Source organism: Aristaeella lactis, assembly GCF_018118585.1.
GTDB lineage: Bacteria > Bacillota > Clostridia > Christensenellales > Aristaeellaceae > Aristaeella > Aristaeella lactis.
In genome coordinates this window covers 2,751,587-2,776,884 of sequence record NZ_CP069421.1, presented here as the reverse complement: position 1 = coordinate 2,776,884, position 25,298 = coordinate 2,751,587, and the positions used below count along the sequence as shown (strand labels likewise).

Genomic DNA, 25,298 nt, shown 5'->3' with positions numbered 1-25,298 from the left:
GGGATGTAAAGAACTCAATACCCTTGAATGATTTTATATCTTCGTAATTTACATATATTGAGGTGACGCTATCCACTTCTTCCGGAGTTAAAATCGCGTCGCCGTTATCACAATACCTTTCAATATAAGCTCTGAATGTTTCATCCGGGAAATTGGTGTCATTCAGGACAATCCCTTTATCAACACCTGTTATCAGGCTTACTGTTTTATCAACACTCAAACATCCTGATTCTCCGCCGTCCCAGGAATAGTAGGTATCATATTCCTTCTGTTTGTTCTTTATGATCACTTTCACAAGATCATGGCATTCACTGATATCCAGTTCAGATATTTTGTTGCCTTTGCATTCAAGGCTTTTCAGATATGGATATGCGCTGCTGACATCCAATGATGTCAGCTCATTTCCGCTGCAATTCAGTTTTTCCAGGTTGTAGTTGCCCGTCACCGATAATGATGTCAGGCTATTATCTTCACACGAAACAACCTTAAGATTCCGGTTGTCACCGGTAAACAGGGCCGTCAGCTGGTTACCACTGCAATACAATTCTTCCAGTTCTGTAAAGTTATAAAGTCCTCCAAGCGTTTTGACTCCCAGATTGGTGACATCTATACATGTAACAGCATCAATCTCTTCATCATTCAGAGAATGATCTCCATCTGTATCAAACTGAAGTAAATATGCCCGGAATGTTTCATCCGGAATAAAAGTTTCACCGTCCAAATCCAGTCCGTCAGCACATGCTCCAACAGCTATACACAGCATTACAACCATCACAGCAATAAACAAACCAAGCTTCTTCATGAACTTTCCCCCAATGCTTTTGATCAACCTTTATGATCCGGAAAGGCTTCTGATCCACAGCTGCATTATGTTGCTTCCATATATTTACAGATGCAAATGTGGTTCTATTTTCGCATATTTGACCGTACATTTCAATCATGCTTACAAATCTTTCCTGTTTGTGTTGCTAAAGCCAGCACTTGCCGACTCACTCATGTCCCCAAATGCCCACAAAAAAGGCCCTGCGACTACAGGACCTTTCTTTCATCAGCGTAAGGCGATTGAAACATTGAGACAGCATCGTACTGTTATTCTTCACATTTCTTAGTCATTCTCAGCGCACAAGGACTCTATCCATTTCCCGTCAGGCTTTTCAATGATCTTGAGCTGTTCCATTGCTTTCGTATCCTTTACGGCAGAAATAGCGTAACAATTCTATAATTAATGGCACCTTGTACATTGATGATAAAACTATTAAGCTTATACAATCTTTGGTATAATTTCCTGTTTTACATAATAAACAAGGAATTATAGCCATGATGGCATATATAACCAATCTAAGAACAGAATCCCATTTCTTCATATGATGAGTACTTTGAACTATAGTTGTTAGTATAAGATAAAAAGCAGGAAATAGTGTGCAATTAAATATTTTAATACCCGGGTAGTAACTATCAGTGCTCAAGCTCAGATATCCCATAAATAATTCTATAAATACTGCTAATATTATACTCATGAAAAAGAATCGATATTTTCTTATGCATTTTATAGCAAACAACAAATAAATCGCTATTCCAAAGATAATAATAGTTACAACTCCAGTAATCAAAACCGGCCAGTTAATTCTTCCCAACATTGACCACAAGCCAATCTCAGAGCATCCTATCAAAGCATTCCATATGATTGAAATAATCAATCCAAACACAATCAATAGATAGGGCAATCTGTGTATCATCACTATTTCGCTATTCGTTATTTTATTACATAATCCACATAATAACATAGAAACAGCTGGAATGCTCATGACTAATACAAATATAACTTTGCTTAACGAATTACAAACATCATTATAATATGCACCCGTAACCAAATCACATATAATGACATGTAGCCCAAAAATAACTAGGATATATGCACAAAACACAATCTTTTTTGTTCGATTGCCATAAACAAATATCATTGAAAAACCAAACCAACTCACAACAAATAATAAAGCAAGAGAAGACGTAGAAAAAACTCGATAGATTTCATAATCGTCTGTCACTTCTTGTTGTGCTACCATCCATATACATAGGAAGCCACTTAAGTAAATCATGAACTTCATATGGATAGATAATGAGTTGTTGTCATGTGCACTGCGTTTTTTTAACCAGTATATAATTATACTCACGCAGGTAAAGCAAGACATTTCACACCTGCATACCGGATTGATTGTATAGCCCAATGAAATACAACTATTATTTAATATATTCGATGTAATATAATATACATTACTCATATTAGCAACGCTAAATCCAACCAACATAACCCATATTGCTAAGAAAACAATCCTAGTATCTTTTGTACTGATTTTCAAACAAAGGGCCCTCCTATTTCCACATAATATGTATACAGGTATATAACAATATATCAAAGCAGAAGCATTAATGCATTATATCTACTGTGCATAAATCAGTTTACTTTTGTTCGCTTTTATCTTTGCTAATTGTTTTTTCAGGAGACACAGGAGACAGGGGACGGTTCCATTCCAGGAGACAGGGGACGCAGGAGACAGGAGGAGACAGGGGAGGAGGAGACAGGGGACGGTTCTGGGAGACAGGGGACTGGGAGACAGGGGACGGTTCTGTGTCTCCTTTTTTTGTTCATTATTCCAACGCGTTTTCAATGATCTTTTTGGTTATCCCTGTCAGCCGGCTCAGCTGCCGTATGGATATTCCGGCACGAATCAGTCTGTTTATTGAGCTGTTCAGTCCTTTTCGCTCTTTCGCTTTCCCTATTGCAGGTATAACGCCGCCCAGTTCCTTGCTGATCAGTTGCCTGGCTTCTTCATCCGTTACCCTTTTTCGGTTCGTTTCATCCATTTCCATGCACTGATCTTCATTCTTCTGGTATATGTATTCCTTCAGGTTCTTTTCATTATACATTCCCTTGATATATGACGTATCAGTTATTCCGTTTATTCCTTTCAGATACTCCCCCGCACTGCTGTATGGATACTCTTCCGCTTTGCAGCATAATCCCGCCTTTACAGGGTTATTCAGTATATATCTGAACACTGTCAAAAGATATGTCTCATCTTCAACCGGTTCACTTTTATATCTGTCCTGAAACAGATGTCCTACTCTCTCATACTTGATGTTATACCAATAAACAAACGCACTGCCTATATGCCTGAAGATATCTCCTGTTGTTACTTCATTTCCTTCCCGGATCAACAGATGAATATGATTCCCCATCAGGCAATACGCATATATCTCATATCCGCACGGTTCCTTGTACCGTTCCAGCAAACTGACAAAGAACTGATAATCTTCTTTTTCATAAAAGATCTGCTGTTTATTGATCCCTCGCAGCATGACGTGGTAGATTTGCTTACAGCTCTTTTTCCTGGCCGTACGGGGCATCTGTTATCCCTCTTTTCCTGTCGATATGCTGTTCCTCCTATGGCTTTTTCATATCAAGCCTGTTGAATGCCGTCAATAAAAAAGGAGACAGAGAACCGTCCCCTGTCTCCTTTTTTTGTGTCGCATAAAGCTTACAGGTAAATCCACGATGTTGCAAACTGGTAGGGGCACTACATATTATCCCCTGTCTCCTGCTGGTTTATGCATAGAATACCAATATAATTGGATAGATGATAAAACTAATATTATAGTCTACATATACTTTTTCAGTGTAAAAATCAAACGAAAAGGAAAGTATTGGTAAAATACATATAACCGCAGTACAAATTGTCCCTATACATAGTACTTTCACTAAAAATCCATCTCTATCGGATGTAAAGAAACAATATGCTGCAAAAAAAGCCATCGGATATATTGAAGAGCAAAGAAGTTGAATTCTGTTTTCGGATGATATGCCATATATTTTCCACTTTATGAATTCTATTATACCCATACATATTAGAATAACTGAAAACGCTTTTAAGCGATTTACAGATACTTTTTCCTTTGATGTTTGAAAATGCTTTATATACCGATAAAATAATAATGGGCCTGCAATTCTTCCTATAATCTGAAGGAAAAACATTCGATTAACCACCTGGATAGATGATAAATCTTCAAACTGATAAAAACCCGTATCTAGCAGATATACATAATAATTCCATACTATAATTGATAAGATAAACTGTAACCAAAGGAATAGAAAACATAATCGCAATGGTTGCACATTATTCTTATGCATTTATTACCACCCCTTTTTATCTTTACCACAGTTTTTTTTTTCATGTAAGGACTATGACTATCTTATTGTCTCCTATTTGACTTTTTGTTTTCTTGGATAAGGCGTTGGTTGTGTGATAGGTCCAGGCGTTGGTTGTGCTAAAGGCATGGGTATAGTCAACTGTTTCACAGGTTGTAAAGTGGGGGTAGGTGTTGGGCGCAGGCTAAGCAACGGAGGTGGTGTTTCCTCTGGCACTACTAGATTCGGAAAAGATTCTACTTTTGTTGGTTTTTTATCTTTTTTAAAAACGTAACTTTGAGCTGGACTCGGAAAGCCTTGGAACAAACCTTGGGCGATAGATTTTATACTAAAATCAGCTGCAGTTGGTGCCCATATTGAACCAGTTGGAATAAAACCTTTATCTTTATTTTCTTCACGCAATTTGTCCACTTCTATAACTATTGGCGCCTTAGATACAGTCCCTTTATCATCTACCAATATTCTCTTCTCTTTGGGATAATCAATAAAACTATATTCTGATTTTCCAGCGTATGCGTATACATCTACTCCAATTGCATTAGCCATATATTGTGCAAGACTATTTTCAAGTCGAGAACCCGCATTACACGCTTGAATATATATTTCTGCGTTTTTTGCAAATGCTTGTTTATTCCATGAGCTTACTGTTTCTTTTGTAATATTTAATTTATCATTATGAGTGGAATATCCAAGTGCAATAGTCCCATCATTATTTACTGTTCCGTGGCTATATATTTTCATACTTGTTATTTCATCGTTTTCTCTTCCTTCTTTGTTAATATATTGACTACATTCATCAGCTGTTTTTATGTATGTTATTGTTACTTGTTTTCCAGCCAAGTCTTTCGCTGCTTTCTCAAAATTAGGTTTATCTACATCTTCTATCCAACCGTCATCTGCAATAAGCCACCCTATTTTTTCATTTGATTCTGTTTGCACTATCTCTCTAATATCGCGTAAGGCAGATGATATAAAATTGTAATCCCCAAAAGCAATTTTTCTATCACCATCTTTAGGTGGTTCATTGACCACATTGCCAGATACTATTATTTTTTCCATTCCATCTATATCCACAAACACTATCGGACTATTCACACAATACCCATACCTGTTCAAAGACAAAGGACTGGTCACCTTGCCCTTCAGAATATCTTTCTGACTGAACCGGTTCATTGTCGCCTCATACTGCCGTGCGCGTAGATTCAGCATTCCCGTAGCAGCGTCATATGCTTCCGCGTTATACGTAAATCCACTTGTCTTTGTATGCTGTTGTTCTCCGAAAGGTGTGTACCTGTAAGATTGGATATTCTTGCTTTGTACAGGATCGGTTGTGATTCCCGCCATGAGCGTTATCACCGTCTGTGATACAGAGCCCCTGCCATCATAAATATATGAGGTCTTTGTGTCTGCGGTATATCCTGCAATCCGTTCCAGACCATAGATATAGTTGGAAGTACTTTCCTCATTTCCCTTGGTGGTTGTTTCCTGCAGCACCTGATAGTATCCTTCGGTAATATCATACAGATACTCTGTTGTCGCCCACTCATAGTCTTCTTCCACGGCCCCGGGTTCAACAATTTCCGGTAATCCTTCAATGTTACCCCTAAGCAGTTCTTCGAGAGTAGACCGTTTCGCGTTTCCCTTCTCCTGCTTCTTCAGGCGCATACCACCCGCGTCATAGGTGAAGGCCTGGGTATAGCCATCATAACCGGTATAGCCGATCAGCTGATCCATCACATCATACGTATAACTATCCGTCAGTGTTCCGTACTTCTGGCTGTTCAGCACCTTCTGTACCATGCTGCCATTAGGATCATAGCTGTAGCTGATACGATCCCTGCCATTCAGCATTTCTGTCAGCTGATTTCCCTTGTTGTATTTCATTTTCAGGGTAACTGGTGCCTTTTTGTTCTCCGGTGTGATAGTCTTCTGCGTCATATTACCGGCAGCGTCATAAGTATACCGTTCTGCGTAGCCTGTGCTCTGCACGAAAGCGGTCAGCTGTCCCAGAGCATCATACGTATAGCTGCTTTCTGTGTCCTCACCGTTTTCTGTCCGGATCTCTTTGGTAATATATCCGTTTTTGTTATGACTGTAGCTGAAGGATACATTACTGTCGCCTTCGGTCAGCTGACGAATCAGATTGCCGACACTGTCATATTCATATGCTGTTGTCAAGGTGCTGTTTTCCGTCTTTATCCTTCTGCCAATAGCATCATAACTGTAACGGGTTTCCTCACCATCAAATTCCTTTACACTCGTCAGCCGGTTCAGGGCGTCATAGGTATAGCGGATCTCCCGTCCATCCGGAAGGATCATTGTTTCTTTATTGCCAAACGCATCGTAGGTATACCTGACTGTTTCGCCCTTAACATTCGTCACAGAAACCAGATATCCCTGCTCATTATACTGGTAGACGATATCTCCTTCCTGACTGCTTAGCCGGTTGACCTGTCCCATCACGTTATAGCCTGTGGAAACAGTGTATTCATCCCCGGCTTTCTGTGCCAGAAGATTACCAGTCTTATCATAGGTAAAGGTTATTTCTTTTCCGTCCGCCTTTATGACCTTGTCCGTCCAGCCTTCCGGTGTGTATATATAACGCACCGTATTCCCGAGAGCATCCGTTTCTTCGGTCAGGTTGCCCTGGTTATCATACACATAGCTGGTAATACGCCCAAGGGCATCCTTTACCTGCGCAAGGTTATCCGCCGCGTCATAGGTATAGCTGGTCCTGTGTCCCAGTTCATCCGTCACAGCAGTCAGGCGATTCACTTTGTCATACTGGTATTTCTTTGTATAACCTTCCGCGTCTGTTTCGGAAAGCATATTGCCCGCAAGGTCATACCTGAGTGACTGCTGTGCGCCGTTGGCATAGGTAACCTTCTCCAGCAGGGATTCAGGCGTATAGGCATATTCGGTTTTATTCCCAAGCGGATCAGTTGAGGTAATCAGATTGCCGATAGCATCGTATTCATAGCTCGTTTCAGATCCGTCCGGAGCTATTGTTTTTGTCAGGCGGGAAAGCAGATCATACTCATATCGGGTGATTCTGTCTCCCTGCTTAACACTTATTGTATTACCAAGCTCGTCATAAGCATATTCCGTTATCAGGCCCGTACGAGAAACCTGCCGGAGAATCCTGCCCAGGACATCATATTCTGTTGTGTCCTTGCTTCCGTCCGGATAGATCACTTCTATAGTATTGCCCGCAAGGTCATACACGAAGCGAACCGTTCTGCCTTCCGCATCCATCACTGCAGAAATATTTCCGGCGGCATCGTACTCATAAGTGTCAGCATTACCGTTAACGGCGCTGGAAGCAATCTGTCCGGCAGCGTTATATGTATAAACCGTCTCACAGCCTGCCGCGTCCGTGGTTTTCTCCAACCGTCCGGCGGTATCGTATTCATAGAGGGTGACCCCTCCGTCAGGCGCAGCAATCCTGGAGATGTTTCCAAGCGAGTCGTATTCAATGCTCGCTTTCTGGTTCAGAGCATCCGTAATCTCCGTTATCAGGCCGCGCTTGTTATAATTGTACTTTGTAGTGTTTCCGTTAGCATCTGTTTCAGACGCCACCTGTCCGGCTTTGTCATACGTTGTGGCAAGCACGCCGCCATTTTTCTGCCTGGCTGATATAGCCTGCCCAATCTTGTCATACTTTACGGTGGTCACCTGACCAAGAGCGTCTCTGACTGCTGTCAGATTACCGTTTGTATCATATTCGTATGCTGTTGTATTGCCAAGCGCGTCTATGGATGCGATCAGATTTCCGGTCACATCATATTCATACTTCGTAACTGCCCCGTTAGGTGCTTTTTCTTCCGTAACCCGGTTCAGCGCGTCATAGGTATAAGAAAGTGTATTTCCGAGCGTGTCCGTGGCTGTCAGAAGATTACCGTTGGCATCATAGGAATAGGTCGTCTTTGCACCCAACGGGTCTGTTACCTCTGTAATCCTGCCCAGCAGGTCATAGGAAATCCGGGTTTCGCCGCCTATAGCGTTGACCTGCCGGATCACACGGTTCATGCTGTCATATTCCGCCGTAATTTGCGCGCCATTGGGGAGTATTCTTGTCAGGATGTTACCGCAGCCATCATACTCGAAGGTTTGCGTACTGCCAACAGGATCTGTTACTGCCAGTGGCAAACCAACCGAGTCATAGGTATAGACAGTCTTTCCGCCAAGCGCGTTGGTTTCAGACAGCAGATGTCCGGCAGCGTCATAGGTGTCGGTGGTTGTATATCCATCCGCGTCGGTTGCTGTCAGGCGGTTCCCGTTGGCGTCATAAGTGAAGAAAGCAGCATTCCCAAGGGCATCCGTTATAGATGCAGTCTGGCCGTTCTTCGTGTAAGAGGCTTCCTGTCTGCTGCCATCCGGAAGCGTGGTCCGGATCAACTGGCCAAGGCCATCATACTGATACCGGATGGTATTTCCTTTCGGATCCGTCATGGCCGTTTTACGGCCGAGGGCATCATAGGTATACGAAACAGAAGTATGATCCGCATAGGTAATCTTCAGCAGATTGCCTTTCGTGTCATACTTTGTCTGGGTTGTTTCGCCCAAAGCATTGGTCTCGGATGCCGGATAACCGTATTCATCATATTGATAACTGGTTTTATTCCCAAGCGGATCTGTTACTGTTTCCAGCAATCCCCTGCTGTTATATGTATAGTTCGTTGCGTTTCCAAGAGTGTCCGTAATGGACAGCATCTGCCCATGATCGTCATAGGTATAACTTGTCACGCCGCCATCCGGTGCTGTTTCAGTAAGCACATTGCCTGCTTTGTCATAGGAATAGCTTGTTGTGTTTCCGTTCTGGTCTGTTCTGCTGAGCAGGTGATGTGCTCCGTCCCAGATGAAGAATACGCTTTCGCCCCGGGCATCGGTTGAACTGATCTTGTTCCCCAGCCTGTCATAGCTGTACATGGTCACGTTGCCCAGGGGATCCGTTTCGGAAATGATTTCTCCCTGTTCACCATAGGTAAATAAGGTCACTCCGCCCAGCGCATCAACAATCTTGCTGGTACGCTGCTGTTCATCCCGGAAATATGTCACGGAATTGCCTTCAGCATCTGTAGCGGTTGTATAATCCTCTCCGTATTCCAGCCGGTATTCTCCGCCATTAGCATCTGTCTGGGCAATGACCCGATTCTGGTCATCATAGGTATTCTTGGCCTGGCATACGCCGTTACCGTCATACCAGGCAGTCATCTGTCCTTCCGGATCATATTCATAACGGGTCTTGTTACCCTCTGCATCCGTCACTTCAGTCAGCATATTCCCTTTATAGGAATAGCGCACAAAGGAAGTATTGGTCAGCCAAATCTTCACAATCTGTCCCTGATCGTTTGTTTCCACACGCAGTTCCCTACCGGAAGGCAGAATGACTTTTTCGAGGCGGCCATTTTCATTTCTGACATATTTGATTTCCTGCCGTCCGCCATTCTTCTTAGTCCAGATCAGGCTGCCTTCTCTGTCGAATCCGTATCCCGTTCCGTCTTCCAGCAGGATTACGTATCCTTCTTCAGTCTCAGCGATCGCTTCATATTCTGTTGTATCCGTAATGAAATGACCGTCTTCCTTCTTCATAAAGCGGACAACACTGCCGTCACTGCGTTTCCAGCAGAGAACCCCGTTATCATTCATTGTCAGGGTCTGTTCTGCTTCGCAGGACCACTTATCACCGAAAAGTATACCTTTAGTCAGAGACTGGCTGTTGTAGGTACGGATCAGATCAAGTCCTGTTCCGCCCATATCCGGGATCACGAAATCCCGGGCTTCCACAAAGAAATCGCCGGTGTTGAAGTTGATCGGTTCAAAGCCAAGCGAACAGAAACGATGAGGACCAAGCAGGCTCTGATCCAGCGCAAAATCCACTGCCGGAATCTCGCCCGAACTCACATACTCCATGTTGGCATAAACCCGGCTCGGATCCTCAAATTCTATCAGTTTAGGGATTTCAACCGGCACAGGTGTTACACTTTCAATGCCGTATGTCGGCAGCGCCATCGGCGTCGCCGTTACTGTTACAGGCTCCGGTGTTGGACGGGGAGTCGGTTTCGGGGTGGACGGCGGCGGAGTTGGATCATCCGCGATATATATCGGTGTCGGTGTTACAACAACCGGTGGATTAACTTTGCTAACAGACCCGGTTTTTGCTTCAGATTCTCTTGTCAGAATGTTATCTTTGCCATCTTTAGGGTCTTCATACACTTTACGAATGGCAACTTTATATACAGCATTATCAATATATTCTGTATCTGTAAAAGTAGTCCGCCGGACAGACGCAATCAGCTCGTTATCCCGGTAAATATCATAGAATACTGTATTATCACAGGTTGTATCCTTTTCATTCGGATCCGTCCAGGACAAAACATATCTCTTCAGGTCTCCGGTATAGCTGCCATAGTCGGAAACACGGACATTGGCAGCCGGTTTTACCAGTGTTGAAATAATGGATGCGTTCTTCAGACTAATGCCTTCGACATGAATACCCTTCAGAACAATTCCTTTGGGGAGTACAGCACGCAGGTACACTGAACGGGTCGCTTCCTGCAGGAAACAATACTCCGAAAGATCCAGCGTCTTCCATTCATCCCCATCAACAGAGTACTCAAACTGTCCCTGTGCCGCAGGCGTCCCGTTTTCATCCATGCACAATGCTTCTGCCCGAAGAGCATGGATCTCGTTCTTCAGATCGATCTTCCCTGTTTCAAAAGCGTCCGTTGCATCCGGAGCGCTTCGAAGGATCACAAAGGAAGAAGCACCACCGCCATAAAAAGAACCGTCTTCCGTCACGCCGGCCTGAGCCACCGTATGTTTTGTTCCATCCTCATAAGGAAGCAGATGAACCGTCTGACTGTCATCCTGCTGCGCTCCGTCAACATACAGCGCAACAGAAGCAAACTCAGCGTCACAGTTGTTCTCCGGAACTACCGCTGCTGTCGAACCCTGTGCCGGTACCAACAAAGAATAGGTGTGGACCGGTTTGAGCAGATTGCTCCTGAAACGAACAGGATTCCCTTCATGGATCTCTGTAAGATCCATGCCCTGCAGAACAGTACCCGCATTATTCATTTTGCAGCGGATCTGTATGGACTTTTTCGGAGACGGGAGCACCGTGTCTTTATCCCCATACAGCGGAAGCCAGTTTGCTCCGTTATCAATACTGTATTCGCAGGAAATGACAGAGGATCTGTTTGACAGGCAATGTATCCGTACTGCCACTGCCTCACGCAGGAAGGAAATGGTCTTTAAGGTAAAGGTCGCGCCGTCTGCCAAAGCCAGAGCTCCGGTTTCTGAAAACTGCACATTATTGGAATCGGCTATCTTTTCATCGTTCTGCAGCAGATCACTGAAGGCCAGGGTACTCTGGAACCCCTGGGAATAATGGGACTGTCCTTCTGCGTCTGTGGAAACAACAGAAACAGTATGGATGGAATTTTCGGGATAAATAATGGGATACAGCAGGAAGCTCAATCCATCTGTCTTCCTGAGTACATTTCTGTCCAGGATGGCAATGCCTTCCGTTTCCTCTTCAGAGTACTGCAATTCATATTGTCCGGAAGTCTGAACCGCAGACAATACCTCGTTGTTTTCCGGTGATGTGATTTCAACACCGGCGGAGACCCGCTGCGCCTGATGGACCGCTTTGATACAGATACCCTGTGACACCGTTTCATGACCTGCCGAATCATGCGCCGTCAGTTCCATGTGAATTTCAGCACCGTCAGGGAAAACACTGGTGTCCAGCAAGCCTAATTGTTCTGCCTGTTTCTCCTCATTTCCCTGCAGCTGAACCGTTTTTCCGGAATCGTCCCAGGCAGTAAACACCCAATCCTTCAGTGAAATGTCTGTCACGCTGCCCTGGATATCCAGGACGCCCGTCACAATATCTCCCTCTGCAGGGTAAAGGATCTCTGTTTCCGGTACTGTCCGGTCAATCCGGTAAGTCAGAGGAATAATGCTGGCATTCTGTGCGTTATCAGTAAACCGCAAAAGCAGTTTCTGTTCCCCGTCCGGTATTTCGGATACAGAAATCTCGCTTTCACCATTTGGGGCTGTATCAAGAGCAGTATAGGAAAGGCCATTATCGAGGCTGTACTCTACAGATGCCAGGCCACTATGGGCATCGGCAGCACCATTCCAGAGGATCTTCACAGTCTCTGTGTCTGCCCAATCATCCGGAGTGACGGTCGTTACTTCCACAGTGGGAGAAGTTCTGTCAATCCAAAGGGAAGTTTTGTCTTCCGCTGTCACACCAGCCTTGTCTGTTACGCGGAAAGTAACAGTATGCTTTCCGTCCGCCAAAGCTGAAAGATCCATTGAAGCGGAATCGCTTTCTTTCAAAGAGACAGATATAGGATCCCTTGTATCAATCTGATAAGAAATAGTATTCAGGCCGCTCTTTGCATCCGACACTCCTTTCCAGGTCAGGGTACCTTCCTTGTCATTGCTCCAGATATCCGGAGTAATGCCCCATTCCCTGATAATCGGCGAAGTACGGTCAATATAGATAGGAACCTCTTTTTGCGTCTCGTAGCCTATTTTATCTTTTACATACAGCGTCAGGGAATGGATTCCGTCTGTCAACGCGGAAACATTCACTTTGACCCATCCGCTTGCAAGCAGCGCGGCGTCCAGTTTTTGTCCTTTATCCACAGTATATTTGATTGAATTTAATCCGCTGTATTGATCTGCCGCGTTTTCCCATATCAGCTGCAGTTCTTTTTGTGCCGTCCAGGTTGCAGGATCGGCGTTTACTTTCCCGATGGTCGGAGCGGATCGGTCAATTTTAAACCATGCGGAATACGCCCTTGCATTACCCGCTTTATCTGTCAGCTTTAGCCTGGCAAGGTGTTCTCCTTCCGATACGCCCGAGACACTAATATCCGTTGGTCCATTCACAGATGTAGTAGTATCTGTAAATGCACCATTGTCTACCGCGTAGGCTATTTTGTTTAGTCCACTGTATTTGTCTGCAGCACCGAACCACTGAATCTTTATTGTGTTTAGGTTTGTCCAGTCTGCTGGTTCAACTGTCAGATCCTTGGAAAGAGTTGGCCCGTTTCGGTCAATATATATTGTTGCCGTTCCTTCTTTACCTGCATTTCCTACACTGTCCACACCACGAATGCTTATAGTGTGCGTCCCCTCAGAAAGGTTCTTCAGATCTATTGTATCAACTGTACCCGCTCCCGCGTTGGGTTTGTTCAGATTGATATAACTTCCCTGATCTATGCGGTATTCAACACGGAAATTACTTAGTTCATCACTGAGTCCTTTCCATGATACCGCACCTTTAGCCTGCGATGTCCATGTGTCAGGAGTAAACGATACTGTCGGTGTTGTAGGCGCTTTCTTGTCGATATATATGTATTCGCCCTTAGCCGCCCCATAATTTTTATTTTTATCCTTGCCACGAATATATATGATATGTGCCCCATCATTCAGCCCGCTTACATTCAAAGAAAATGATTCTTTATCCGGTGTAACTCCCGTATCTATCCATGTCCATGTTGTTTCTTTTGTATTTGCCGGCGGATCCAAAGTATATTCAATATGCCCGCCATCCATAGAAGGCGATGGAACATCTGTAATTCCCGACCAACTTACCGTTACATTTTTGGCATTTGTATATCCTTTTGGATCGACTTTCACACTAGTCGGCATGGTTGGACCTAATCTATCCGGAAGTGAAACCGCCAGTGTAGCCGCAGCTCTGGAGCTTGTTGTCTGACCGTATTTGTTTGCAGGAACCAGAATAAAGCAGTAATCCATATTGGACACGCCTTCTCTTGGGACTGTTGTCAATTCACGGCCTTTTCCATCCCAGTGTATAACATATTTTTTTTCTTTATCTTCTTGTTCCGTTATCCAGAGCTTTTTCCCTTTAGTTGTATATGTATATACATCTTCCCCGACATAGGTATACCTATATTCGTTTATATTTTCACGTTTATCCTCTCCGGTCCAGATTCCTAAAAGATAGTTTTTTGCGCCTTCAACGGGATTCCAGCTTAACTCTACCCAACCAGTTCCGGAACTAATATCTCCGCCGGTTTTTGCGGAAACACTTGGCGCCGGTACATTCGTATAGTATGTTGCGGAAAAGTTCATTCGCTGTGAACGTTCTCTGTCCGCAGAATAGATATGGGCCCAGGATGAGGATATTGTTACGGCAAAACCATAATTAGGCAATTGTCCCCATGCGTTCAGCCATGAAGAAAAAAGTGGTGTCACGTCAATCCAGTTCCAGCCTTTATGCAACGGTTCTGTTGACTCGGCGTAAATATCAGCTGATACTGAAGGCTTCGTGTTATATGTTACATCTTTCGAGTTCCATGAGCTGGTGGCAAGGTTGACCCTGATTTTTGCATTCGCGTCACCAAAGTTTTCCACATAATAATACCAAATAACACTTTCTATCAGAATCGGAACCTTCTCGTCTAAAGGAAATCCGACTGCTTCCGGTCTTGCAGAATCTTCAAAACCCCTTAATGACGGACAAACAAAGGCGGTATAATCTCCACCATCTTTTTGCCCAACATACAAATCATCTGACTTGAAATCATATAGCCTGGCCCCGTTATTTGCATTTACATAATTATCTCCGATACCACTTGCCAGATTGTTATAGTATTGTGCTGTCGGATCAATTGTTACCGGATAAACAGCGGACTTCATCCATTCATCATTAGGCACATAGGTAAGCGTATAACTTCCGCCGTTTCCTGTCAGTGTTACAGCGATATCCGTGCTGTAGTTCCCGGCGGCGTCTGTCATATTCGGCGCGCCAATGCGCGCAAGGCAGTTTCCGTCACTGTCAATAAGATTGACCACGTTTCCGGACAGGGAAGCTGTCAAGTCTTCTGTATTCAGCTTATAAGAATAGACATGGTTCCCGGTATACCGTGAAACAAGGATATCTTCCTTCACACCGGTTGTGGTAGCAGACAGGCGTACATCCGTAGCTTCGTCAAACAATCCGGAATAAAGGGCAGCACTGAAACCGGACGAAGCAGGTGCCGCGCTCTTGAGCATCCTTTTTTGAACGCCTCTGCTGCCGCCGATTTTTTGTCCTGTAATAACTGTCGGACGGGTTTTCTCTTCTTCCGGCCGGATCTCCTCCGCGGCAGCGGAAGAGATGAAAAGGTCCAACAGACTCCTGCCTGTATTATTATCCGAGTCATCAGTGTTTTCCGTGGGCGTTTCTGTAACTGAAACCACTTCTGTTGGATCCGGAGCAGGTGACTCTGTCGGCGCGGGTTCCGGTGTGTCTGTAGGTATGGGGGTCGGTGTGTCGGTTGGTACAGGCGTCGGAGTATCTGTAGGTACCGGAGTGGGTGTGTCTGTAGGCACAGGAGTGGGGGTATCCGTTGTTTCCGGAACAGGCGTGTCTGTTACGTCCGGAGTATTGGTTGGCGTAGGATCCGGCGTGGATGTTTCGTCCGGTTTCTCCGTTTCCTCCGGATCTGTGGTTTCATCTGTTGTCGGTGTTTCTGACGGAGTTTCTGTCGGATCAGGAGTTTCATCTGATTCCGGTTCATTGCCTGGTGCGGGTGTTTCCTGAGATGCAGGTGTTTCAGATACAGAAGGCTCTTCCGTATTGCCCGGTGTTATCACATATTTGCTTGTACGGAGAAGCGGATGTTCGTGCCATTCACGATAATCTTCCTGCTTTTTCGCTTCTTTAACGGCGTTCTGTTCTTCTTCCGGATCCAGGTTAACAAGCCTGTTTGCCCGGACATATCCTTCCACAATTCCGTCCGGAGTATCAAAAACGATATAAGCCCATTGGCGTGATATCTGTGAAATAATATAAACGATCACATTGGCAGGCAGTTTTCCGACAGGTTCCGTATCTCTTGCCCTGTGATATACTTCTATCTCTTTTTCTGTTTTTCCATACCCTGTTTGAAGCGTTGCTGTGTCTTCCGCGGGTTCATCTATCGGTTCTTCCGCCGGTCCCTCTGTTGGATCTTCCGCAGGTGTATCTGTTGGTTCTTCTGCAGGTTCATCTGCAGGCGTTTCTGTAGGTCCTTCTGTCGGTTTGTCTGTCGGTTTATCTGCAGGCTCATCCGCAGGTTCGTCCAGAGCCGGCGTCTCTTCCGGTTCCCCGGTTTCAGCCGGCTCTTCCGTATTGTCAGGTTCTTCAGGATCTACTTCGTCAGGATCATCTTCATCAATATCCGGATAATAATCATCATGCATGATCGGCGCAAACGAAAACCCGGTTCCATCCATGCTGACTGAAACAAGCGTCTGGTTCACATGGTACGCAGACTGAATCTCTGTACGGGCAGGACCATCAGTATTGGTAAAAACCTGTCCGTCTTCTGTCATGGATGTCCTCTCCGGAGTCAGGGCTTTCAAGGTATACTCCGGATCCAGTGCCCATGTCACGGTATGGAGCTGCGGACCGTCATCCGTCTTTTCCGACTCTGTGAATGCTGGGGCTTGTACATTGAAAAGAATCAGGAAAGAGAGGATAAATGAGACAATTCGCTTGATACGCATACGTTTCACTCCTAGTCCGAATACTGAAGATTAGGGTTGGGTCCTGCGGCTTTGAACTAAAGAAGAAGCCCTACCGTCATCAGGCAGGACTCCTTTTTCTCACTGATTACTCAGTTGTTTGTCAGCAGCTGTGACATGTTACTGCACATTTCAATCTCTGCCGGAATAACAGCTGATCTCTTTGCTGTGTTTTTTTCGAGACAACCTTTCGTTTTTATCCCCCGGAAAGCGAAAGCTGAAATCAGCCGGATATGGATTTTTATGGTCTGTTCATCAGGGTTCTGTTTTTCCTTCAAATACCGTAAATGTCTTTGCAATTATACTATTTGTATTTACTTTTGTCCATATTTTCCCAATCGGTTATATAAAAAATATACCTTGAACCATTAATGTGTTACCAGGCAGTCAGTGATCTATACAATCGAGTGAATAAAAAAGATCCTGCGTCTGCAGGACCTTTTGATACTTGAATCTGTTGTTATTCTTTTGTAATCAGCTGGGACATGATGCTGCGCATCATCTCCGCCGCGCGGGAACGGTGACTGATCTGGTTCTTTTCCTCCGCGTTCATCTCCGCGTAGGTCTTGTTCATCGGCTCATAGAGGAACAGCGGATCATAGCCGAAACCGCCGGTACCCCTGCGCTCTGTCAGCAGGACGCCGGGGCAGCTGCCCTCCGCGATAATGGTATCCTTGCCCGGGATCTTCAGGGCCAGCGCGCACTTAAAGGCCGCGGCACGGTCCTCTTTTCCTTCCATCCGGCTCAGAAGCAGATCGTTGTTTGCCTCATCGTCCCCGTGTTCTCCGGCATAACGGGCGGAGTAGACGCCGGGTTCTCCGTCCAGCGCTTCCACTTCCAGGCCGCTGTCATCACCGATGGCGGGCAGGCCGGTCGCCTCGCACACAGCTTCCGCCTTGATGGCGGCATTGCCGGCAAAGGTATTGGCGTTCTCCTCAATTGGTCCGAAGAAACCGACAGCAGTCATCGGGGCAAGGGTATAGAAATCCTTGAACATCTCCTGCAGTTCCCGCAGCTTGTGTTCATTGCCCGTGGCCACCAGCAGCAGGGGCTTCGGCGCGATATACGCTGCCCGGTCCCCGAGGGCTTCCCGCTGGGCATCCATCAGCTCCCGGATACCCTTGGCACCGTAGTCCATGATGGTATCCAGTTCCTGCTTGGTGAAGGCACGGCCTTCACCGGTGCCCTGCAGTTCGATGAACTCGCCCTTCTCGTTCATCACAAAGTTCATATCCACCTGGGCATGGCTGTCTTCCTGATAGCACAGGTCCAGGCATGGAACGTCATCAATCACACCGGCGCTGATGGCCGCCACCTGGTGAATAACGGGACTGATCGGAAGTTTCTTCTCCCGCACCAGCCGTTCCGCCGCGCAGGTCAGGGCCACCATGGCTCCGGTGATGGAGGCCGTGCGGGTACCGCCGTCTGCTTCCAGCACGTCGCAGTCCAGCGTAATAGTCCTTTCTCCCAGGGCTTTCAGGTCCACTGCCTGCCGCAGGGCCCGGCCGATCAGCCGCTGGATCTCCACGCTCCGGCCGTCCTTTTTGATGCCGTCGCGCTTTTTCCGTTCCGTGGTGGATGCCGGCAGCATTGCGTATTCCGCTGTCACCCAGCCCTGTCCCTTCCCCTTCAGGAAAGGAGGCACTGCCTCTTCCACGCTCGCGGTGCAGATCACCCGGGTGTTTCCCGTGGCGATCAGGCAGCTGCCATAGGCCGTGCGAACAAAATCTGTTTGAATGCTTACCGGCCGCTTCTCGTCCGGTGCTCTTCCGTCTAGTCTCATAAAAATCCTCCGGATTTTCTTTAATTCAGAATGCAGAATTCAGAATTTTATAATGTGAACCAATATTGCCGGTCTTTCCAAACACAGCAAAGCTAAATAAACAACAGTTCCGAAATTATGCCTGCCCGCTTTTCTTCGCCCGGATGGTTTTGATCGCGCCTGCGGCATAGACGCCCATGGCGATGATGGCCAGGGCCACGGTGAGCCACAGGATCAGGATATCCGGCGTCATTCCGAACAGGACAATGTTTCCTTCAAGGAACTTGTCATGGAAGAAGGACAGGATCAGGGCTGCGATGAAGCCCACCTGTGCCGCCTTGCCGAAGTAGTTGCTGTAGACAACCACGTCCTTGCTGAGCATAAACACACCGCCGAGAACCATCATCAGTTCTTTGGCGGCAACAATGATCACCGCGACCAGCGGCAGAGGGCCCCAGAACGTCTGGCAGACCATGGCGGTCAGAACCATCAGCTTATCGGCCAGCGGGTCAAACAGCTTGCCGAAGTCCGTGATCTGGTTCAGCTTCCGGGCAAGATACCCGTCCAGCATATCCGTCAGGCTGGCGGCGCAGAAGACTGCCAGGGCCGCCATTTTCTGTCCTTTGAAGAACAGGACGACGAACACGGGGATCAGGATGATCCGGAGGATCGTCAGCACATTGGGGATCGTCCAGACATTGGAAAACAGTTTGTGGATCTTCTCTTTCAAGAGTAAGGACTTCCTTCCGTAAAATGATATGTTAATCCTTTGCCCAGTTTAAGCTTCTTTCAACAGCCTTATGCCAGCCCTTCAGGTTCAGCAGCCTGGTGGCTTCATCCATTTTGGGATCAAACTCCAGGTCCTTCTGCCATACCTTCGCGGTTTCCTCCAGGCTGCTGTAGATTCCCGCGCCGAGGCCGGCCAGCAGTGCCGCGCCCAGTGCTGTTGTTTCCAGCACCCGCGGCCGCACCACCGGGATGTTTGTGATATCCGCCTGGAACTGCATCAGGAAACTGTTGGCGCTCGCGCCGCCGTCCACCTGCAGGCTTTCCGGCCTGCTGCCGCAGTCCGCGATCATCGCGTCCATCAGGTCCGCGCTCTGGTAGGCGATGGCTTCCAATGCCGCCCGGATAATATGGGCCCTGCCTGTACCCCGGGTCATGCCGACCAGTGTCCCCCGGCTGTACATATCCCACCAGGGGGCCCCCAGGCCCGTAAAGGCCGGCACGAGGTAAACCCCGCCGGTGCTCTGCACGGAACGGGCAATGCCTTCCGTTTCCGCCGCGTGATCAATGATCTTCAGTTCATCCCGAAGCCACTGGATGGTGGCTCCGCCCATGAACACGCTTCCCTCCAGGGCGTAGGTCGGCTTTCCGCCTATACGCCAGGCCATGGTGGTCAGCAGGCCGTGTTCGCTCATCACCGGCCGGTCGCCGGTATTCATCAGCATAAAGCAGCCGGTGCCGTAGGTGTTCTTGATATCACCGGTTTTCAGGCATGCCTGGCCAAAAAGGCTGGCATGCTGGTCGCCCGCCATGGCGGTCACCGGTATCGCCCGTCCCAGGATCGCGGGATCCAGCATACCAATCGGTCCGGCTGTATCCACCACCCGGGGCAGGCAGGCCTTCGGGATGCCCAGCAGCTTCAGCAGGTCGTCATCCCAGTCCTGCGTCCGCAGGTTAAACAGCATCGTCCGGCCGGCGTTGGTCGCGTCGGTCACATGCGGCCTGCCTTCCAGCAGGTTCCAGCACAGGAAGCTGTCAACCGTACCGAAGCACAGCTCGCCTTTTTCCGCCCGGTCTGTCAGATTGTAATAATCCAGCAGCCATTTCAGCTTGGTTCCGGAGAAATAGGCGTCCGGAACCAGACCGGTCTTTTCCCGGATCATATCCCCGCAGCCGTCCGCCACAAGCCGGTCCACGATCTGGCTGGTGCGCCGGCACTGCCATACAATCGCGTTGCCAACACACTCGCCGGTTTTCCGGTCCCAGAGGAAGGTGGTCTCACGCTGGTTGGTGATGCCGATCGCCGCAATATCCGCCGCGTTCACACCGCTCAGGCGCACTGCTTCCCGCAGGGCTGAAATCTGGCTGTCCAGGATGTCCTTCGGATCGTGTTCCACCCAGCCCGGTTTCGGATAATACTGGGGGAATTCTTTGTTGAAGGCGGACAGGATCTCTCCGTCTTCGGTAAAGATCACTGCCCTGGAGCTGGTTGTTCCCTGATCAAGCGCCGCCAGAATCTTCTTCATTGCCGGCCTCCTCTTCCAGTCCGACTCCTGTTTCAATCTTGATACCGTATACGTAAGATGTTCCCTTGCCCGTTGTGCCGATGACCATGATATCGTCATAGGCCGCGGGGGATGCCTCAATCTGGGCTTTCAGCTCGCAGGTGTCCACCAGGCTGCCGTTCCGGCCGTCCAGCAGGTGGATCTTGCCGTTCTGTTCGCACTGGATGATCCAGCCGTTTCCGTCCTTGTCATAAACCGCGATCGGAGAGGATTCGCTGCGGCTGGACAGTCCGAAGGCCCAGACGATGTTCCCTGTTTTCTTTTCAAGCGCGATCAGCGCCGCGGGAGCGTCACCGGACAGACCGAGCCGGCTCCTGCCTTCATCTGAAAGGCCGGTCACCGTGTAGTAAACCAGATCGCTCAGCCTGTTCTGTCCGATCACCGGGGAGGCCTTGGCACCGACGTCTTCCTTATCCTTCTTGCCCTTGTGCACGCCGATGTCCACGCTCCAGGCCTGCTTGCCGCTCAGCGCGTCATACCGGCGGATCTGGATGTTGCTGTCTCCCTTTTTCCGGTTATTCAGCATATTCGCCGTATACAGGCTCAGTTCCCGGTTGTCATCAATCGTTGTTTCAGTCTGTTCTGCGTCTTCCGCTTCTTCTGTTTCGGCCGTTTCCGCTTCTCCGGCTTCCCCTTCCTCTTTTTCAGTCAGGTCCAGGGCGATTGCCGCCATAACGGAGTCTCCCGTATCCACAGCCCAGACCGGTTTCAGGAAGTCCGTATCCACACACCGCAGGATGCCGCCCATATCCGCGTAGAAGACGTATTTGTCATATGCCGCAATGGAGGATTCCACCGCCATCAGCGCTGTGCTCTTCTGGCCCTTGGCCTTGGAGGTCATCACGGTGATGGACGGGGAAATGCTCATCACATTGGCATTGTAGTCAAAATTCGTGTTCAGGGCTTCCAGGTACAGCATACCGTTTGAGCCGGCAGTGATCAGCGTTTCAGTGGTCCAGTCAATCAGCGCCGACGTCTCGAAGCTGCCCACGTCATTCAGCGGACGGTGGTACTTTCCGTCCAGGCCGTCCAGGAGCTTCAGTTCCTTCTGGGAATACAGGTTATACTGCCGCAGGCCGATCTTGCCCGTCTTGACTTTCATCTTCCGGGCAAACTGTCCAACGCTCATGAAAGGAGCTCCGCCGGGATGTAAACTCGGGGTTCCGCGCATGGGATAACCCAGTTTGATGCTGTTACGCGTGATTGAGCCGTCCTTCAGGTCCAGGAAGCGGATGTTGCCGTCCATTCCGGCAATGATCACTTCCTTCAGGCCGCTCTTTTCCTGTTTCGACTGGAACAGGTTGCTTCCCGTGCGGACTTCTTTACTCCACAGGGCGATAGCAGGCTGGCCCGTCCAGCCGTAGCCGTAATAGGTCGTGTTTGTGCCGCGGGCGCTGCCGCTCTCTTCATCCCAGATCACTGAAAGCTTCGTCGGGGCCCCGTCCAGGGTACCGACAGCGGCGTTCCGGCGGAAGTTATCGCCCCGGAACGTCAGTACTCCGAGTTTTTTCCCGCCACGGTAGTATCCGTCAGCTTCCGGCATATGGATCAGTTCCTTGGCCGGCCTGCTGTATGATTTTTCCTTCTTGGTGTTGCTGGTATAAACCGTTGTGCTGGTGATCAGCGACGGATCCGCTTCAGCAGCCGCTTCCACCTTCATCGGCGGAGTTGCTGTCGGCTTCGGGGTTGCAGGCGCCGGCGTTTCTGTCGGCTGTATCGTCCGCAGTTCAGCGATTACCGGCACATCCTCATCCGGTTCATCTGCTGATCCTTCGTTCAGTCCCTCTTCCGGTTCGTCTTCAGGTTCGTCCTCCGGTTCCCCTTCAGGCTCGCCCTCCGGCTCTCCTTCCGGTTCGTCGTCTCCGGCGGCCGTTCCGTCAGCCGCTTCCCCGTCACCGGTCAGTTCTCCCTCCGCTTCCGCAGCCGCTTTGGCAGCCTCCGCGTCGGGATCATAGTAATCATCATCTTCCTCCGGATTGGCACCGTCATAAAGGTCAGCCGCGGCTTCGCCTGTTCCGTCTTCGCCGTCAGCCGGAGGCTCTGTGTCCTCACCGGAGCTGCCTTCTTCCGGTTCCACTGTTGTCAGCGGCGCGATCACGTGAATCGGTGTAGTGTACTCGGTGTTATACCACAGGTCATCACCGGCCCGGTGAACCTGAAGGGTTACCGTACCGTCAAAGCCGGTTTCTATATGGAGTTTGATGCCCCATTCCATGGCATCTGTATTGGAGGCAACCACAGTCTCTGTATCCAGGGCCCTGTCACCGTCCGCGTACAGGCGGACCATGTCCACGTCCTTTTCGGTTGTCACCGCAAAGCTCAGGTCTGCCGGAGCTGTCAGGCCTTCTGTCTCCGGTTTGACCACGTAATCAATCACCCTGGGAGCTGTCCGGCGGACCGTCGCGTCCCTCTTGTTTTTGTTCCGGATGATCATCACACCTGCCATGACAAGGCCGGCAATGATCAGCAGCGCCACAACGATCCGCAGCAGCTTATGCTCCGGACGGTCCTGTATGGGGGCTCCGCTGTTCTCTGTGCGGAAAGGCTGGCTCCGTTTTTCAAGATAGGCTTTGGCGTCACGGGAATAAAGCTGTTCCCGGATCGTTTCCTGCGTGGGGATCTGCTGGGTCATATCATCGCTCATCCGTCCGGGAGCATAGCCCACCCGTACCCGCGGTGACCTGCCCTGCTGGTTTCTTTCGGGAGCAGCCGTCCGTGCGTTTGCGTTCACATTGCCCTGCGGCCTCGGCCTGGGCCGGGGATTCACCGGCCGTTCGGTCTGGATCGGTTTCCTGGGCGGCGCAACCTGCGGACGGGTACCCGGCCGCTTTGCTTCCGGCCTGGCCGTTCCATACGGCGCTGCCGCCATGCGGCGCGCTTCCGGAGGCACCCGGCTGTCCGCCTCCTGTCCGATGACAGGTGTCTCTTCTTTTATTTCTCCGGCGGATGTCTCTTCCTTCGTTTCCGCAGCAGGAGAAACGGGAGAATCATCAGATTCTTCCGGAATTTCACTTTCTTCCGGCTTGTCATTCACTTCCGGCAGATCAGCCGCGGCCTCTTCAGGCATGGCCGCTTCTTCCGGCAGATCCGGCTCTTCCGGTACGGCCGGCGTCTCCGGTTCTGCGGGCGTTTCCGGTTCGCTCTTCACAACCGGCCTGCGGAATATATTGGGGTCATACCGGATTTCCGGTTCTTCCGCCGCATTCTTTGCGTCCGGCGCTTCCGGGACTGCCTGGTCCGGTTTCCTCCGGTGCCTGCGCTGGGCGTTCATATCTGTATATAGATTCTGACCGTCACGATTCCATTTATCCAATCTCGTCTTCTCCTTTTCTGCAAAGTTTCCGACAGCATATATTATATCTGAAAGCGCTTCTGTTCTCAAGTCCCGTACCGGTTGCCATTTCCTCAGCGCCCTTATATAATACGGTCACGGACAGTTTTCTGTTTCCGTTTCCCCTATATCTTCTCCAAAAGTTGGCTGTTAGCTTCCCAAACATATCATTATGCATTGTGAATTGTGAATTATGAATTGTACTTTATGTCCCCGCCAATGCGGCGCTGACCGGTCCAGGCAGCCGGGTTTCTGCGGTCTGGGTGAGGATATGCTCATTGCCCGTATTGCCCCGCACCTGTGGGAGGAACCGCCTGTTTCGGGTGCCCGCGGCACCGGCGCGGTTTTCTTTTCCGGATGCACCCTCCGCTGTGTCTATTGCCAGAACGGAGACATTTCCCACCGGAATGAAGGCCGTCCTTTTACCCCGCGGGAATTGTCAGACGCCTTGAAGCGCCTGACGGATCTCGGCGTTCACACCCTGTCGTTCATCACCGGAACCCCTTTTATTCCCCGGATCCTGGAAGCGCTGGAACTCTGGCGCCCGCCCCTCCCGCTCGTCTGGAACACCTCCGGTTATGAAACAGTGGAAACCCTTCGCCGGCTGGAAGGCGTCATCGACGTATACCTTCCGGACCTGAAGCATTTCAGCCAGCGGGCCGGACGGGTATGCGCCGGTGCGCCGGATTACTTTACTGCCGCCTCCGCCGCGCTGAAGGAAATGTGCCGCCAGACCGGCACCCCGGTTTATGATGAAGACGGCATCATGCTCCGCGGCACCCTTGTCCGCCATCTGATCCTGCCCGGTTTTACCTCCGAAAGTCTGCGTCTCCTCACCTGGATCCGGGATGAACTGCCAGCAGGTACCCCTGTCAGCCTGATGCGGCAGTATATTCCCTGCAACAATGTATCCGTGCCCGGTCTGGACCGTCGGATCACGGAAAAAGAGTATAACCGGGTACGGGACCATATGCTGGCCCTGGACCTTCCCGGCTTCCTGCAGGAGCCCGACTCCGCCGACCGGGATTTCATTCCGCTGTTCAATCAGGACGAAAGCTTTGTTTAAATCCCATTCCGAAACAAAGGAGTGTGCGTTTGCACACTCCTTTCAGTATTTCATTCTGCATTCTTCATTCTGAATTCTGCATTGCCAAAGTGAAAAGGCTTGAC

The 25,298-nt window shown here is 48.9% G+C and carries 8 protein-coding genes; 1 reads left to right on the top strand and 7 read right to left on the bottom strand.

Translation table 11 applies throughout. The annotated features are described in order from the left end of the window. Positions 1-1,154: 1,154 nt before the first annotated feature. The 7 genes from JYE50_RS12580 to JYE50_RS12550 all read right to left on the bottom strand — a co-directional run bounded on the left by JYE50_RS12580 (position 1,155) and on the right by JYE50_RS12550 (position 24,110). A complete protein-coding gene (locus JYE50_RS12580) occupies positions 1,155-2,357 on the bottom strand; it encodes a hypothetical protein (protein ID WP_143763660.1) in 1,203 nt (400 codons plus the stop codon). Between the two features lie 289 nt (positions 2,358-2,646). Beyond that, positions 2,647-3,405, bottom strand: a complete 759-nt coding sequence (locus JYE50_RS12575) for a transposase (RefSeq protein ID WP_084096395.1) — start codon at positions 3,403-3,405, stop codon at positions 2,647-2,649. Between the two features lie 853 nt (positions 3,406-4,258). Then, positions 4,259-16,039, bottom strand: coding sequence for an RHS repeat-associated core domain-containing protein (locus tag JYE50_RS12570; protein WP_143763659.1), 11,781 nt, complete (start codon positions 16,037-16,039; stop codon positions 4,259-4,261). 1,165 nt (positions 16,040-17,204) lie between these two features. Next, positions 17,205-18,527 carry a ribonuclease PH gene (gene rph / locus JYE50_RS15585; protein WP_084096387.1) on the bottom strand — a complete coding sequence of 441 codons (1,323 nt, stop codon included), beginning with the start codon at positions 18,525-18,527 and terminating at the stop codon, positions 17,205-17,207. Positions 18,528-18,642: 115 nt separating this feature from the next. Continuing rightward, positions 18,643-19,236: a CDP-diacylglycerol--glycerol-3-phosphate 3-phosphatidyltransferase gene (gene pgsA, locus JYE50_RS12560; RefSeq protein ID WP_179138379.1), complete on the bottom strand. Its 594-nt coding sequence runs from the start codon at positions 19,234-19,236 to the stop codon at positions 18,643-18,645. Positions 19,237-19,267: 31 nt separating this feature from the next. Next, complete coding sequence (glpK, locus tag JYE50_RS12555; protein ID WP_084096383.1) at positions 19,268-20,758, bottom strand: glycerol kinase GlpK; 1,491 nt, start codon at positions 20,756-20,758, stop codon at positions 19,268-19,270. After that, positions 20,733-24,110, bottom strand: coding sequence for a hypothetical protein (locus JYE50_RS12550; RefSeq protein WP_084096380.1), 3,378 nt, complete (start codon positions 24,108-24,110; stop codon positions 20,733-20,735). Before JYE50_RS12550 ends, glpK begins: the two co-directional genes overlap by 26 nt. 211 nt (positions 24,111-24,321) lie before the next feature. Here JYE50_RS12550 and JYE50_RS12545 point away from each other — a divergent pair, with 211 nt between their 5' ends. Continuing rightward, on the top strand, positions 24,322-25,194 hold the full coding sequence (locus JYE50_RS12545; protein WP_084096378.1) for a radical SAM protein: 873 nt from the start codon (positions 24,322-24,324) through the stop codon (positions 25,192-25,194). Positions 25,195-25,298 lie beyond the last annotated feature (104 nt).